Below are 14,230 nucleotides of genomic sequence, written 5' to 3'. Positions count from 1 at the left end.
AGCTGGAGCACTGTTAGCAGCAAAGCTAAGGGCAATGATATTTGATTTAGCGGTCCATAACTTGTAAACTTGCTGTGATAAGAAAACCCGACCTATGCCGGCAGCCCCCTCCCTGGAGAAAAAACGCACCAACCTCTTCCTTGTCCTTAGTGGCATCTTCCTGGCCAACGCCCTGTTGGCTGAGTTGATCGGTGTGAAGATTTTTTCGGCGGAAGCTCTCTTTGGTTTGCAGGGTGCCCAGATTGGCATCATGGGTGAGAAGTTCGATTTCAACCTCACGGCAGGGGTGATTATCTGGCCTGTGGTGTTTGTGACCACCGACATCATCAACGAGTACTTCGGCAAGGAGGGCGTGAAGAAAGTCAGCATTCTGACCGTCATCCTGATTTTGTATGCTTTCCTGGTCATCACCATCGTGACGGGTCTGCCGCCAGCTGCATTTTGGCTGGAGCTGAATAATCAGGATGCCCAAGGAAACCCTTTTAACATTGACTTTGCTTTCAATTCCATTTACCGGCAGGGGCTGGGAATTATCATCGGTTCGGTGGTGGCCTTTCTGATATCGCAGTTTCTGGACGCCACCGTGTTCCACTGGCTGCGCAGCTTCACTGGCAGCAGCAAGATCTGGCTCAGAGCGACTGGTTCTACGCTGGTGTCGCAGCTAATCGATAGTGTGGTCGTGCTCTTCGTTGCCTTCTATATTTTCGGAAACTGGCCACTTTCGCTGGTCATGTCAGTGGCGGCGATCAATTATATTTACAAATTTTTCATCGCCGTTGCGCTCACCCCTGTCCTGTATGTAGCACACTATCTGATAGACGGTTACCTGGGTGAGCGCACTGCCGCAACAATGATAGAGGTGGCAGCTGAGGAGAGCAAAGAGTAGCCTGTGTTACAAATAAATTTGCTTTTAAAATAAATACGCCCTTATCTTTGCGGCCTTGCAAAACAAAATGGCTGCACACTTAGCACATACACAGATTTTCATTACGGGGTACGTCCTGCACGACCTCTAACAGTCCCCATTTCCGCTAATTGGGCCTGTGTAGCCCGCCCTTTTACCTTATTTTTTTACTTGACCATTTTCAAAAGGGACATCTATGTTCAGAGGCATCCTTTTGGTATTTCTCGGAGCGTGCAGCTTCGGCATACTATCCACATTCGTAAAACTGGCTTACAAAGAAGGCTATACCCTGGGTGACGTCACCGGCACGCAGGTCCTCTTTGGCTTTATCATACTCTGGAGCATTGTGCTAGTGCGCCAGCTGATGGGGCGTCGCAGTTTTGGTGTTTCGGCACTGGACAAACTCAAGCTCGTAGCCATGGGTACCAGCACCGGCCTGGTGAGCATCTTCTATTACAAGTGCGTGCAGGCGGTGCCGGCCTCGATCGCCATCTTGCTCCTGATGCAATTCACCTGGATGAGCCTGCTGCTGGAAGCGGTAATTAAGCGCAAAATGCCGCAGCTATCGCAAATCGTGATGGTGCTGCTGGTACTGATAGGAACTGCTATGGCGGGCAGACTGTTCTCAGGCACTGTTCCTGATTTTGACTTAGCTGGTATCGGCTTCGGATTACTTGCAGCAGCCTGCTATTCTGTTTTTCTGATGATCAACGGTGCGGCCGGCAACAACCTGCACCCTACCGCCAAGAGTGCCCTTTTGTTGACGGGCGCAACTATACTTGTCATGAGCGTCTTCCCTCCGGTGTTTCTGGTGAACGGGGCGCTGGGTGATGGACTACTGAAGTGGGGCTTACTGTTGGCCGTGTTCGGCACCGTTATTCCACCACTGTTCTTCGCCTATGGAATACCGCGTACCGGCCTTGGCTTGAGTGCCATCCTGAGTTCGGCTGAACTGCCGGTGGCCGTGGCCATGTCCTACCTCGTACTGCAGGAAGAGGTATGGACGATACAGTGGCTGGGTGTGGCGCTTATACTCCTCGCCATTACTGTGAGTAACATCAACAGGGTATACCAAACAAAGAAAACCAAAAAGCTGGTGACAGCCTAAACGATACAAGATTGATTGTTTTTTACTTAAACCGAGACTAGCCTATGATGTAATTGACTTTAAACTATAAGATTTGATTTGATTTTTTTTGAATGGCTGGGTGTCTGCTCTTAAATGAAGCGCCTGGTCATTTGCTTTTTATAGGGGTGCCATCCAGTTAGAGCCAGAAAATAATGCAATCCATAAGCTCAGGTTCTACTGCTGAAAACCCTCTCCTCCTACTTTCGTATCTCACATCCTACTACATCATATCAGGACCACCGCATGAAGCGTGATTCGCAGATGCGCACAATAATTAACATTTAACAACAGTTTTAACAGAAATAGCCTGTTCAAAAGGATACTTCTGAAAAACTGGTATATTTTCTGATATGATTCACCCTGAACGACAAATCCTACATCGCATGAGAACAATACTCACACTTATCGTCCTATTCAATCTTACACTGGGCTTGCAGCAGGTACAGGCGCAGTCCGGCAAAAGTTATCAGGAATGGCTGGAAGAAAACCGTGGCGGGGGTAAAAAAGCAACTGCTAAGAAAGCTCCTGTAAAAGCAAAGTCCTCTACAGCAAAAGGCACCGCTGCAAAGCCGGCAGAAGAAGCGCCGTCAGCAGTTCCCGCCCTGGCTCCTCCGAGCGGCACTTTTATGGGCACGATCGCCTGCAAGGACTGCCAGGGTATCAAAACTGAACTTACCCTGAATGGCAATTCCAAGGGCTCCTTCACTATGAAACAGGTATACATAGGCAAACCAGCTGATAAGAGTGTGGTGAACAGCAGCGGCAAATGGTTCCTGGCCAAAGGCAACAAGCAAAACCCTGACGCAGTAGTGCTGCAGCTTATACCTACTGCCGGCGACATCGACCCCATGTATTTTCTGCAGGTAAGTGACACAGAGGTGAAGCTGCTGAGCAATACACAGGACGAGATCAGCAACTCCAGAAATTACTCTCTAAAGAAACTTTAAAGCTTTAGGTATAGAATTGTCGTAGCCGGGCTAAGGGTGTTTTTCAGCAATTTGCGTTATTTTGCAACTGTAAACCATTTTCCCGACTATGGCACGATACCTTACGGGCATTCAGAGCACAGGCCGTCCACACTTGGGCAACCTGCTGGGTGCTATCCTCCCAGCCATCGAACTTTCGAAGGCATCCCAGGAGCAGGCGCTGTATTTCATCGCCGACCTTCATTCCCTTACAACTATCCGCGAACCACAGGTGCTGCGTCACAACACCTATTCGGTAGCCGCCGCCTGGCTTGCCTGTGGTTTCGATACCGATAAACATATTCTATACCGTCAGTCAGACGTACCGATGGTGACGGAACTGACCTGGTACCTCAACTGCTTCGCTCCTTTCCCGATGCTGGCCAATGCGCACTCGTTCAAGGACAAGTCAAGCCGCAGAGGACTATCTGACGTGAATGCCGGCCTGTTTACCTACCCGGTATTGATGGCGGCCGACATCCTGATGTATGACGCCAACATTGTGCCTGTGGGCAAAGACCAGATCCAGCACCTGGAGATCACCCGTGATATTGCCAGCTCATTTAACCACATCTACGGTGAGACATTTGTCCTTCCTGAGGCAAAGACGGATGAAACGGTCATGACTGTTCCGGGCATCAACGGTGAGAAGATGAGCAAGTCTTACGGCAATATCATCGACATATTTGAGGCCGACAAGCCGCTGCGCAAAACGATCATGAGCATCGTAACGGACAGCACTGCGCTGGAAGACCCGAAAGATCCGGACGAAGACACGACCTTTAAACTCTACAGTCTGCTGGCCTCACCGGAAGAGATTCTGCAGATGCGCAACAATTACCTGAACGGCGGTTACGGCTACGGCCATGCCAAACAGGCGCTGTATGAGCTGATCCTTCGTAAATTTGCCGAGGAGCGTGAGCTGTTCAACTACTACATGAACAACCTGCCCGAGATAGACAAGAAGCTGCTGGAAGGCGCTGAAAAAGCGAAAGCCATTGCCACGCCGGTATTGGAGCGTGTGCGCCAGAAACTAGGCTACTAAGAGCTATACCTGCCAAACGAAAAGCGGCTGCTGAAATTTATTCAGCAGCCGCTTTTCGTTTATACCTATATCAGGCCCCTGTTCCGATCGGGCGGTCATTGCGTGACCATTCGCTCCAGGAACCTACGTAGAGAGTCGGTATACCCAATCCCGCATAGTCCATGGCCAGCGCTGTGTGGCAGGCCGTTACGCCGGAGCCGCAGTGTACCACCACATGCTCCGGATCCCGCTCGCCTACTGCCTGGCTATACTTCTCCCTCAAAGTCTCAGGCGACAGGTAGGTACCGTCCTGCGTCAGATTACTTTGAAAAGGAATGTTAACTGCACCCGGAATATGCCCTGCCACCAGATCAATCGGTTCGGTCTCCCCACGGTAGCGTGCTGCATCACGCACATCAATCACCAGGTAATCCGGATCCTTTACTGCCTTTGAAACTTCCTCCATGGAGATAGTCGGCAGTTCCCATGCTTTGAAAGGATATGGATCAACAGATGTTGCCTGCTCCACTCCGCTGCTGACAGGTATACCGGCTGCTACAGCTGCCTGATAGCCGCCATCCAATACCTGCACCTGATCATGTCCCGTAGCCCGTAGCATCCACCAGAAGCGGGAGGCAGCATTCGCTCCGCTCATGTCATCATATACCACCACCTGGCTATAAGGCGTTATACCTAGCCGGCCTAGCAGCCCGGCAAATTGATCAGGTTCCGGCAAGGGGTGCCGGCCACCCTGTGCAGCATCAGCTTTCACATCAGCCAGGTCTTTGTCCAGGTCAACATGCAGGGCTCCGGCCAGGTGCTCCTTTTCATATTTAGCGCGGCCATTGGGTCCGGAGCGGGCGTCGATCAAGACCAGTTTGTGATTTTCCTTCAGTACAGAAGACAGTTCAGTTGCATTCAGGATTGGTTGCATATGGGAGGGCTTATCAGGTATAACAAGATGGCAGATGGAAGATAGTTAAAAGTTCAGACGTGAGAAACTTCTGCAAGTGAATTACTGCCGGAACAGGATGGTCACCTGCGGTATACCTGCGATAAGGGCATTAGTTGGAGCGTGCAAACTCATTAAAGGAGCTCCCTGCCTGTAGCTCTAACAGCTTTCTTACATTTCCGGACGCATCTTTTACGATTTCGATACGCAGGTGAGGAAGTCCCTCGATGCGGAACATGGTATCAGTGATCGGAATCAGCCTCCGCTGTGCTTTGCCTTGCTGCTGATAATAAAGCTCGTTTCCTTGCAGACTGACAACCCTATCGCCATACCTGCCAGCATACCTAGACATAACCTTCTTTTCTAGCTGCACAGGCTGCAGCTCACTTTTAACATGCTGCAGTTCCCACTCCAGCAAGGCCCTATATTGTGCATCGGTATTGGCCAGAAGCTGTTTGTTAAGCGCCATTTCCTGCGCCTGTAGTAATGCCTTGTCTGCCTCCACTTTGATATCGGGCACCACACCGGTTCCCTCCCAATTGGTTTTGGTGACGGCATTGATGGAGCGGGCGACGGGAATATCCAAAACAAGCTGATCGTTCACGATGAAAGGCTGCACGGGATGCGCGCCACCGGCCGTTGTCTCGCCCACTATCGTCGCCCTTTTAAGTGACTGCAGGTTGTAGGTCAGTTCCTCAGCCGCAGAAAAGGTGCTGCTGCTGGTAAGTAAGTAGAGATCAGTTTTGGGCATTCGCTTTCCATCAACTTCTGCCAGGGTATGATACGCTTTCGTGGTTTTGTGCGGACGGTTATAGATGCTGTTGTAGTGAATAGGCTTCTCATCAAAAAAGTAGCTCATCACCAGTTGCACCATTTCAAGATGCCCTCCCCCGTTTTGGCGCAAGTCGATTATAACGGCATCAGTATTTGCGATAAAGGCCATAGTTGCGGCTACCGTTTGGCGGGCTTGCTCACTGACCGGAAAAAACTGTGTGAAGTTGATGTAGCCAATGTTGCCAGGCAGGCGCTCTACCTTTGTAAAACCAAAATTATTGCGCTCCGCCATCCGCAGGTGCTCCTGCATTACCTCCGATCCAGGCTCTGAGGCTGATTTCCAGTTTTTCAGCATTTTTACCAGGCCAGGATTATACTTCAGATTCAGGTGCCCATCGCGGTGGGTCTTTTGAAGATCTGAGGACAGGGCCACTGCAAATTGCTGGTAGTTATTCACCCCGTCGTATACCTTGCGCTGTTGCTGCGACCGGATATAATTTCCCATATCTTTTGCTTTGTTCGGGAAAACGTAGTTTTGCTCCAAAAGCGCCGCAACCCGCTTTACCACACTATCCTTTTCAGTTGCTGTAATGGTAAGCTGCTGTGCAACGGCACTGAAGTACAAAAGGCATAAGAGTAGTGTCCAGAAACTCTTTTTCATAAGCCACACATTGAATGACGCCATACCTACAAGATGCCGGTCTACCCTTTATTGCTGACCTACTGTGCCTGGCAGAACATCACACCACCTATCAGTAACAAAGCCTGACCTTATCACTTTATATTCCTGAATACTAAGATAATACCCATTTGTTGCTTCCAAATCATCTTAACTGAAAGACCTTTGTGTGTAAAGAAAAAAAGCCGCCCTACACTAGCAGGCTGTAGCGTAGGGCGGCTTTAAGTAAGCTGTGAAGCAGTTCAGTTACTAATGCCTGACCACCTCTTTTTTATGTGTTGCGAACTGGTTACTCCGCTTTCCAGAGCTCACGCTCCTGATCACCGATCAGTACCACGAAGCGGGCAGGATTGGCTGTCAGTACCAGGCGCATCTCTATACCCGGAAATTCGTCTGACTCTACCCATACGCCTTCACGTTCGCCATCTGGCGTCACATGGTCACCGTTCAGGGAGCTAGGCAGGTAGGCGGTTGGCAGCAGAATGTCAGCGTCGGAACGCAACTTGCCGTGTACATCCTCCAGTACATCCTCCAGGTAGTCGCCGTACTCTTCGTTAAAATCGTCTTCCAGGTCGTGCAGTTCTTCTTCAATATCGTCGTAGCGCTCGTCATTATAATCAAGCGCATTCAGTTCTTCTTTCTTGCTGATGATGGCCACCAGCGAACTGTTTAGTGCATTTGCGTTCATAGCGTCATTCTGTTTTTTACAAAGTTGGAAACATGCCGTAGTAATTGCAAGAATTAACAATGATAATTTACTGCGGCACTACCCGAGTTTTGATAAACGCATAAAAGCTGTATTTTTACAGAATCTATGATTTAAACCATACCTATACCTATGGCAACAGATATTCTGCCGCTGAACGGCACAGATCATATTGAGTTTTATGTGGGTAACGCCAAGCAGGCTGCTCACTTTTACCAGACGGCATTTGGTTTCAAACTGATCGCCTATGCCGGCCCTGAAACAGGTGTAAGAGATCGCGCTTCGTATGTACTGCAGCAGGAGAAAATCAGACTGGTGCTGACTACTTCCCTTGATCCAAACTCAGATATCGCCCAACATGTGCATCAGCATGGTGACGGCGTGAAAGTGCTGGCCCTGTGGGTAGATGATGCCGAGGCTTCCTTCCGTGGTACAGTGGAGCGTGGTGCTAAACCCGCCATGGAGCCGAAGACGCTCACCGACGAGCACGGTGAGGTAAAAGTAGCCTCCATCCATACCTACGGCGATACCATCCATACCTTTGTGGAGCGCAAAAACTACAACGGCGTGTTCATGCCGGGTTATGTGGCACGTCAAAGCCAGCTTGATATTGAGTCGGTAGGGCTGAAGTATGTGGACCACTGCGTAGGCAACGTGGAACTTGGCCAAATGAACGAGTGGGTGAAGTTCTACGAAGATGTAATGGGCTTCAAACTGCTGCTTACCTTCGACGACAAAGACATTAGCACAGAGTATACCGCCCTGATGTCGAAAGTGGTTTCGAATGGCAACGGATACATCAAGTTCCCGATCAACGAGCCAGCTGAAGGCAAGAAGAAATCGCAGATTGACGAGTACCTGGAGTTCTACAAGGGTGCCGGTGTACAGCACATCGCGGTGGCTACCAACGATATTCTGCATACCGTAGCGGAACTGCGTCGCCGTGGCGTGGAGTTCCTGTACGTTCCGGAGACCTATTACGAAGACCTGATCGAGCGCATCGGTCACATCGACGAAGATATGGAAGACCTGCGTAAGCTGAACATCCTCGTAGACCGCGATGATGAGGGCTATTTGCTACAGATCTTCACGAAACCTGTAGAAGACAGACCTACTGTATTCTACGAAATCATCCAGCGCAAAGGAGCCAAATCGTTTGGTAAAGGCAACTTCAAAGCCCTGTTCGAGGCCATCGAGCGTGAGCAGGCGTTACGTGGTAACCTTTAAGCCGCAAGCCAAGTATAGCACGGTGTAACCCGTGTTAGATACTCCGATTTTGCTATATTCAAATCACACCAGTTCTCAGAACCGTTAAGCGGTAAACGAAGGGCTGGTGTGATTTTTTGTGGCGTTGGAAGTATAAGGACAAAGCTTTAGGCTAGCAGGACGCAAGCTTAGAAAAGGTTTTGTAGGTATAAGCCAGTAGCACATGCCACTGAGAACACAGAGCACAGGCACGCATTGCATAGTAACTCGCACGTAACCTACGTAGCAAACAGCCCTGCCAAGTGCACAACCGACGATTTTTTGTTTGAGCGGTCAGCAAGTGGGGGTAGGGGCCTCGATTTTTTCATCAAGGAAAAAAGTGAGTGCCCGCCGCACAGGCGAAGCAATGAAACAAATCAGGTTGCAATAGCTACAACTGGGCCAGAGGCCCCACGATAGCAGATCACGAGCGAGGACGCTCGCGCCATGTTGTCTTTAAACATACTAACGACATTATCATCAACAACATACATTACCAAAAAGACTATGATTGAACCAGCTATACAGCAGAAAATAAACGCCTGGCTGAGCGGCAACTACGACGATGCTACCAAATCAGAAATAAACAATCTGCTCGAGCGCAACGAACACGAAGCACTGGCCGACGCCTTTTACAAAGACCTGGAATTTGGAACAGGTGGTCTGCGCGGCATCATGGGCGCGGGCAGCAACCGCATGAACCGCTATACCCTGGGTATGGCAACGCAGGGTCTTTGCAACTACCTGAAGCAGAACTTTCCGGGTCAGCGTGTAAAAGTGGCCATTGCCCACGACTGCCGCAATAACTCCGATGTGTTCGCACGCATCGCCGCTGATATTTTCTCGGCCAACGACATTGAGGCTTACCTGTTTGAAGCCCTTCGCCCTACCCCGGAGCTATCCTTTGCCATCCGTCACCTTGGCTGCCAGAGCGGTGTGGTGGTAACGGCCTCTCACAACCCGAAAGAGTATAACGGCTACAAGGTATACTGGAACGACGGTGCACAGGTAACTGTCCCACACGATAAGAACATCATCGCGGAGGTGAACAAAATCACGTCGATTGACGAGGTAAAATGGGAGGCAAAATCAAGCAACATCCACATGCTGGGCCAAGAAATGGACGAAGCTTATATGGCCAAGGTGCAGAACCTTTCCATTTCACAGGATGCTATTAAAAACCAGCATGACCTCAAGATTGTGTTCTCCTCCATACACGGTACAGGTATAACTTTGGTACCGGAGGTACTCAAGCGATTTGGCTTCACCAACGTGCATGTAGTAGAGGAGCAGGCTACGCCAGACGGTAACTTCCCGACCGTAGTATACCCGAACCCAGAGGAGAAAGAGGCCATGACCCTGGCACTGAACAAAGCCAAAGAAATTGACGCGGACCTCGTGATGGCTACTGACCCCGACTCTGACCGTGTAGGTATAGCTGTAAGAAACCTGGAAGGCGAGTTTGAGCTCCTGAACGGTAACCAGACGGGTGCTTTGCTAATGAACTACCTCCTGCTGGCATGGCAGAAAGCTGGCAAGCTAACTGGTAAGGAATTCATTGTGAAGACCATCGTGACCACCGATCTAATCAAGGACATTGCCGATAGCTATAATGTGACCATGTACGAGACCCTGACTGGCTTTAAGTACATCGCTGAGAAGATCCGTGAGTTGGAAGGCAAGGAAACGTACATCGGAGGCGGCGAGGAGAGCTACGGCTACATGATCGGTGACTTCGTGCGTGACAAAGATGCCATTTCGGCTTGCGCCTGATCGCCGAAATGGCCGCTGTGGCAAAAGACAGAGGACAGAGCCTGTTCGAGATGATGGTGGAGATCTATACCCGCCATGGCTTCTACAAAGAAGAACTGGTTTCCTTCACCAAAAAAGGACAGCGTGGTGCAGAGGAAATACAGCAAATGATGGCCGACATGCGTGCCAATCCACCGCAGACCATTGCCGGTTCTAAAGTGGTAGAGGTAAGCGACTTCAAGCACAGTACCCGAAAAAATCTGTTGACTGGAGAGGAGTCCAGACTGGATTTGGAGAGTTCCAATGTACTGCAATACCTGACCGAAGACGGCAGCAAGATATCTGCTCGTCCGTCAGGAACCGAACCGAAGATCAAGTTCTATATCAGTGTGAATGAGCCTTTGGCTTCTAAGGTTGAATTTGATGCTGTAAATAGGCAGCTGAGCCAGAAGATCGAGCAGATTCTGGTGGATCTGAAACTTCGATAAGCTTTTAGGATATAAAAGAGGCCGGCAGTTTAAAACTGCCGGCCTCTTTTAATGTGTACCTATACCTTTTGAAGCCTTTCATCTAAGCCTGATAGAATCTGGATAAACTGATCTGACCTGAAATCCACTTCCTTCAGCCCATCGTGGGCCTGCTCAATCAGTCCCTTACTATAAAGCTTGTAAAGGTTCAACGCGATCTCATTCATTTGCTGATGAAGCCGGATAAGCTGTAAAATTTCAGGTTCCTGGGCGTACCGTATCTTACCCACTGTAGAGAACCAAATGTCTATCGGCCCTGCACTGGAAAAAAAGCTTGCATCGAAGGTTCCGCCGTACAAAAACGAACGCACCTTCGACTTATACAGAATATGTTTTATCCTAAGTTGCTGAAAATCTAGCCGTGCTGCCTCCATCTACACAACGTCCCTCAATTACTATTTTTAAACGGACTTCTGACTAAAGTGACGAGAGGTCTTCTAACTTCCTTTTAAACAGAATCTCATTGGTGATGTCGTAGCCAAAGGCCAGGATGCCTGTAATTTTGCCCGCTTCGTACATGGGCTGGTAGGAGAAGTTGAAGAACCTTTCCTCCATCTCATCAGTGCCGTCCTTTGGCAAAATAATGGGCACGCCCTCTGCAATGTAGGTTTCACCCGTCTCGTATACCCTGTCGAGTAACTTTGTGAAGCCCTGTGCCTTGATATCAGGCAGTGCCTCTCCTAGTGGCATCCCGATTAGGTTGCGGCCCGGGTACAGTTGCTGGTATTTGTCATTCATCAGCTCAAACCGATGCTCCGGCCCTCTCAAAATGACAAACATAGCTGGGGCTTCCATGATGAGCCTTTCCAGTGTTTTGCGCTCTGATTCGGCTTTTTCGTAGGCGTGCTGCACCTGGTCTGATAGCAGCGCCATCTGTTCGTTTGAATCCAGCAGTTCCTGTACCAGTTTTCGAGTATCGTGTATGTCGGTCGAGCTGCCAATCCACATGGTAATGTTGCCGTCGGCATCTTTCATAGGTATGGAGCGGGACAGGTGCCAGCGATAAGTCCCGTTTTTGTCTCGCATACGCAACTCCATCTGCATCTCAGCTCCTTCCTTAGCAGCCGTCTCCCATTTGGCCAGCGTATTTTCCAGGTCATCAGGATGAATCATCTGGTCCCATTTGATCTGTAATAGTGTTTCCAGATTTATACCGGTGTATTCTTCCCAGCGCTTGTTAAAATAAGAGGTCTTCCCACCGGGTTCTATGGTATAAATCAGTTGAGGCAGGGCTTCTGCCATCACCTTGAACTTCTCTTCACTCTTCTGCAAAGCTACCTGTGATACTTCGCGTTCCGTCACATCAAAAGGCTTCTGCATAATGTATTCCACATTGCCTTCACTGTCGAGGATCGGCGTCTGGTTTACTTCCCAAAAGCGCACTTCATATCCACCTCCTTGGGACTCAGGCTTTTGAATATCATAACGCATTGCGCCCAACCGAACAGCCTTTTTTGTTTGCAGCACCTGATCCAGGCCTTTTTTTATAGCATTGTCCTGGTAAGAGTTTTCCCTCTCAGGGAATGCTTCCAGCAGGAAATGTAAGCCTATTAGCTGATCCCTTGTACGCAGGCTGCTCTCGAGAAAGGCATCTGTTGCCGCAACAACTTTGTACTCGGGTGAAAGCACCACAATAGGTTCGGGTATACTATTAAACAGTCTATTAAAATCCATAGGAGCCTACTAACAAATAAAGATAATCTTAAAGATAGTAAATCTTGTACACATACTTTACCGCTCCAGTTATAGGAATAAGCATTTTAAAGTAGATTTTTTGCTAGGTTGAGAGCAGTACAACTGGCGGTTATGTACACGTATTCTGCAAGTTTAGTTTTAGTACCACTGGTGATAGCGCCAAAGTGTGTTAACACTACACGAAATCCTGTAAACCCTGATCCCGACATTTAATTTCGTTGTCCGTACTTTTGCAATACCAAACAAGATCAATTTACCGATATGCATACATCATTCTCAGAAATAAGTAACATTATCCGGAACCGCAGAACGACTAAGCCCGGCAAAATGAACGGACAGCGTATACCGGACGAGCAAGTGGAAAAACTGCTGGAGCTGGCGGATTGGGCACCTACTCACGGCCATACAGAACCCTGGCGCTTTAAGGTATACGCCGGCGATAAGGTACAGGACTTCTGCCAGGCCCATGCCGAACTGTATAGGAAGCACACCGAACAGGAGAAATACCTGCAGGAGAAATATGACAAACTGCTGTATATGGGTGACAAGGCCTCCCATGTAATAGTAGCCTACATGCAGCGCGGCAATCTGCCCAAAATTCCTGCCCTTGAAGAAATTGCCGCTACTTCCTGCGCCATCCAAAACCTGTTACTGGGCGCTACGGCCCTGGGTATAGCCAGCTACTGGGGTTCGGGTGGTATGGCGTACCGTCCGCCTATGAAAGAGCTGTTGCAGTTGCGCGAAGAAGACGTAGTGCTGGGCATACTATACCTGGGCTATTCGGACACACCTGCCACAGTAGGCAAGCGCATCGTGCCGCTGGAAGAGAAAGTAGTGTGGATGTAAAATGGAAAAGCCGCTGACTCTCAGGTTCAGCGGCTTTTCTTCCTTTGGCTTAGGATCTTTTCGGCTCAAAGAATACATTGAAAGTGTGATTAGGGTGAAAATACTGATACACTTACGCTTTAGCCTAATATCAAAAATGTCTTATGTATGTACCTTAAAACGGCGGCTCCTCGTCAAAGCCTGAGGCCGGGAATCCACCTCCACCGTTGCTGCCATCGTTCATGCGGCTACCCAGTCGGATGGCGCCCGGCGTCTCGGTATCAAAGCTACTGTTTGGTAGCGCATTGAAACCACCATCGCCCCCGAAGTCAGAGTCGAGGTTGGTAAACTTTGTATACTTGCCAATGAACTTAAGCTGTACGTTCTCCAGTGAACCGTTACGGTGCTTGGCAATGATTACCTCGCCTACCCCGGCGGTTGGGTTGCCCATTTCGTCTTCGGTGATGCCGTAGTATTCCGGACGGTACAGGAAGAGCACCATGTCGGCGTCCTGCTCAATGGAGCCGGATTCACGCAAGTCAGACAGCTGCGGACGCTTGTCACCACCACGGGTTTCCACGGCACGGCTTAGCTGCGAGAGGGCAATTACCGGCACGTTCAATTCCTTGGCCAGCATCTTCATGGCCCGCGAAATGGAAGCGATCTCCTGTTCACGGTTACCCCCACCTTTGCCTTCGGCGTTGCCGCTCATCAGCTGCAGGTAGTCAATGATTACCATCTGGATGTCGTACTGCGCCTTGAGTCGGCGGCACTTGGTGCGAAGCTCACGGATGGAAAGGCCTGGCGTATCGTCAATAAAGATCGGCGCTTCGGTCAGTTTCGAAATCTTATGGTTGAGCTGTGCCCATTCGTAATCTTCCAGACTGCCTTTTTTGATCTTCTCTGAATCGAGTTCAGCTTCTGAAGAGATCAGACGATTCACCAGCTGCAGCGAGGACATCTCGAGTGAGAATATCGCCACACCTTTTTTGAAGTCAACTGCTGCGTTGCGCAGGCAGGAAAGCACGAATGCCGTCTTACCCATCGCAGGAC

The 14,230-nt window shown here is 49.6% G+C and carries 12 protein-coding genes and 1 pseudogene; 7 read left to right on the top strand and 6 right to left on the bottom strand.

Features of this window, described 5'->3' with window-relative positions; all coding sequences use genetic code 11:
• Nucleotides 1–94: 94 nt before the first annotated feature.
• The 4 genes from O71_RS14005 (at nucleotide 95) to trpS (ending at nucleotide 4,043) form a co-directional block, all read left to right on the top strand.
• Nucleotides 95–886 carry a queuosine precursor transporter gene (locus O71_RS14005; protein WP_007657891.1) on the top strand — a complete coding sequence of 264 codons (792 nt, stop codon included), beginning with the start codon at nucleotides 95–97 and terminating at the stop codon, nucleotides 884–886.
• A 214-nt stretch (nucleotides 887–1,100) separates the two neighbouring features.
• Nucleotides 1,101–2,012 (top strand): DMT family transporter, encoded by a 912-nt coding sequence (locus O71_RS14000; protein ID WP_007657890.1) that lies wholly within the window; start codon nucleotides 1,101–1,103, stop codon nucleotides 2,010–2,012.
• A 404-nt stretch (nucleotides 2,013–2,416) separates the two neighbouring features.
• Nucleotides 2,417–2,980: a copper resistance protein NlpE N-terminal domain-containing protein gene (locus tag O71_RS13995; protein WP_007657889.1), complete on the top strand. Its 564-nt coding sequence runs from the start codon at nucleotides 2,417–2,419 to the stop codon at nucleotides 2,978–2,980.
• Nucleotides 2,981–3,068: 88 nt separating this feature from the next.
• Nucleotides 3,069–4,043: a tryptophan--tRNA ligase gene (gene trpS / locus O71_RS13990; protein ID WP_007657888.1), complete on the top strand. Its 975-nt coding sequence runs from the start codon at nucleotides 3,069–3,071 to the stop codon at nucleotides 4,041–4,043.
• Between the two features lie 70 nt (nucleotides 4,044–4,113).
• On the opposite strand, the gene O71_RS13985 is transcribed toward trpS, so the two are convergent.
• The 3 genes from O71_RS13985 to O71_RS13975 all read right to left on the bottom strand — a co-directional run bounded on the left by O71_RS13985 (nucleotide 4,114) and on the right by O71_RS13975 (nucleotide 7,115).
• Nucleotides 4,114–4,956, bottom strand: a complete 843-nt coding sequence (locus O71_RS13985; protein ID WP_007657883.1) for a sulfurtransferase — start codon at nucleotides 4,954–4,956, stop codon at nucleotides 4,114–4,116.
• Nucleotides 4,957–5,086: 130 nt separating this feature from the next.
• The gene (locus O71_RS13980) at nucleotides 5,087–6,409 is read right to left on the bottom strand and encodes a S41 family peptidase (protein WP_040574309.1); all 1,323 of its coding nucleotides are present in this window, start codon (nucleotides 6,407–6,409) and stop codon (nucleotides 5,087–5,089) included.
• Nucleotides 6,410–6,716: 307 nt separating this feature from the next.
• Nucleotides 6,717–7,115 (bottom strand): hypothetical protein, encoded by a 399-nt coding sequence (locus tag O71_RS13975; RefSeq protein ID WP_007657881.1) that lies wholly within the window; start codon nucleotides 7,113–7,115, stop codon nucleotides 6,717–6,719.
• Nucleotides 7,116–7,265: 150 nt separating this feature from the next.
• Here O71_RS13975 and hppD point away from each other — a divergent pair, with 150 nt between their 5' ends.
• Complete coding sequence (gene hppD, locus O71_RS13970) at nucleotides 7,266–8,360, top strand: 4-hydroxyphenylpyruvate dioxygenase (RefSeq protein WP_007657880.1); 1,095 nt, start codon at nucleotides 7,266–7,268, stop codon at nucleotides 8,358–8,360.
• A 525-nt stretch (nucleotides 8,361–8,885) separates the two neighbouring features.
• A pseudogene (locus tag O71_RS13965) lies at nucleotides 8,886–10,618 on the top strand (phospho-sugar mutase).
• A 59-nt stretch (nucleotides 10,619–10,677) separates the two neighbouring features.
• On the opposite strand, the gene O71_RS13960 reads toward O71_RS13965, so the two are convergent.
• Together O71_RS13960 and O71_RS13955 are read right to left on the bottom strand one after the other, a co-directional pair.
• Entirely contained in the window at nucleotides 10,678–11,031 is a 354-nt protein-coding gene (locus tag O71_RS13960) for a CZB domain-containing protein (protein WP_007657874.1), read from the bottom strand.
• A 43-nt stretch (nucleotides 11,032–11,074) separates the two neighbouring features.
• The gene (locus O71_RS13955; protein WP_040574307.1) at nucleotides 11,075–12,331 is read right to left on the bottom strand and encodes a PAS domain-containing protein; all 1,257 of its coding nucleotides are present in this window, start codon (nucleotides 12,329–12,331) and stop codon (nucleotides 11,075–11,077) included.
• Between the two features lie 282 nt (nucleotides 12,332–12,613).
• Between O71_RS13955 and O71_RS13950 the strand changes: the two genes are divergently transcribed.
• Nucleotides 12,614–13,198 (top strand): nitroreductase, encoded by a 585-nt coding sequence (locus tag O71_RS13950; protein WP_040574306.1) that lies wholly within the window; start codon nucleotides 12,614–12,616, stop codon nucleotides 13,196–13,198.
• Nucleotides 13,199–13,352: 154 nt separating this feature from the next.
• On the opposite strand, the gene O71_RS13945 is transcribed toward O71_RS13950, so the two are convergent.
• On the bottom strand, nucleotides 13,353–14,230 hold an 878-nt coding region (locus O71_RS13945), incomplete at its 5' end, for a DnaB-like helicase C-terminal domain-containing protein (protein WP_007657868.1).

It is taken from the genome of Pontibacter sp. BAB1700 (assembly GCF_000277005.1).
Lineage (GTDB): Bacteria > Bacteroidota > Bacteroidia > Cytophagales > Hymenobacteraceae > Pontibacter > Pontibacter lucknowensis.
Note: the sequence above shows the minus strand (reverse complement) of the source record. Positions and strands in the feature narration are given on the sequence as shown.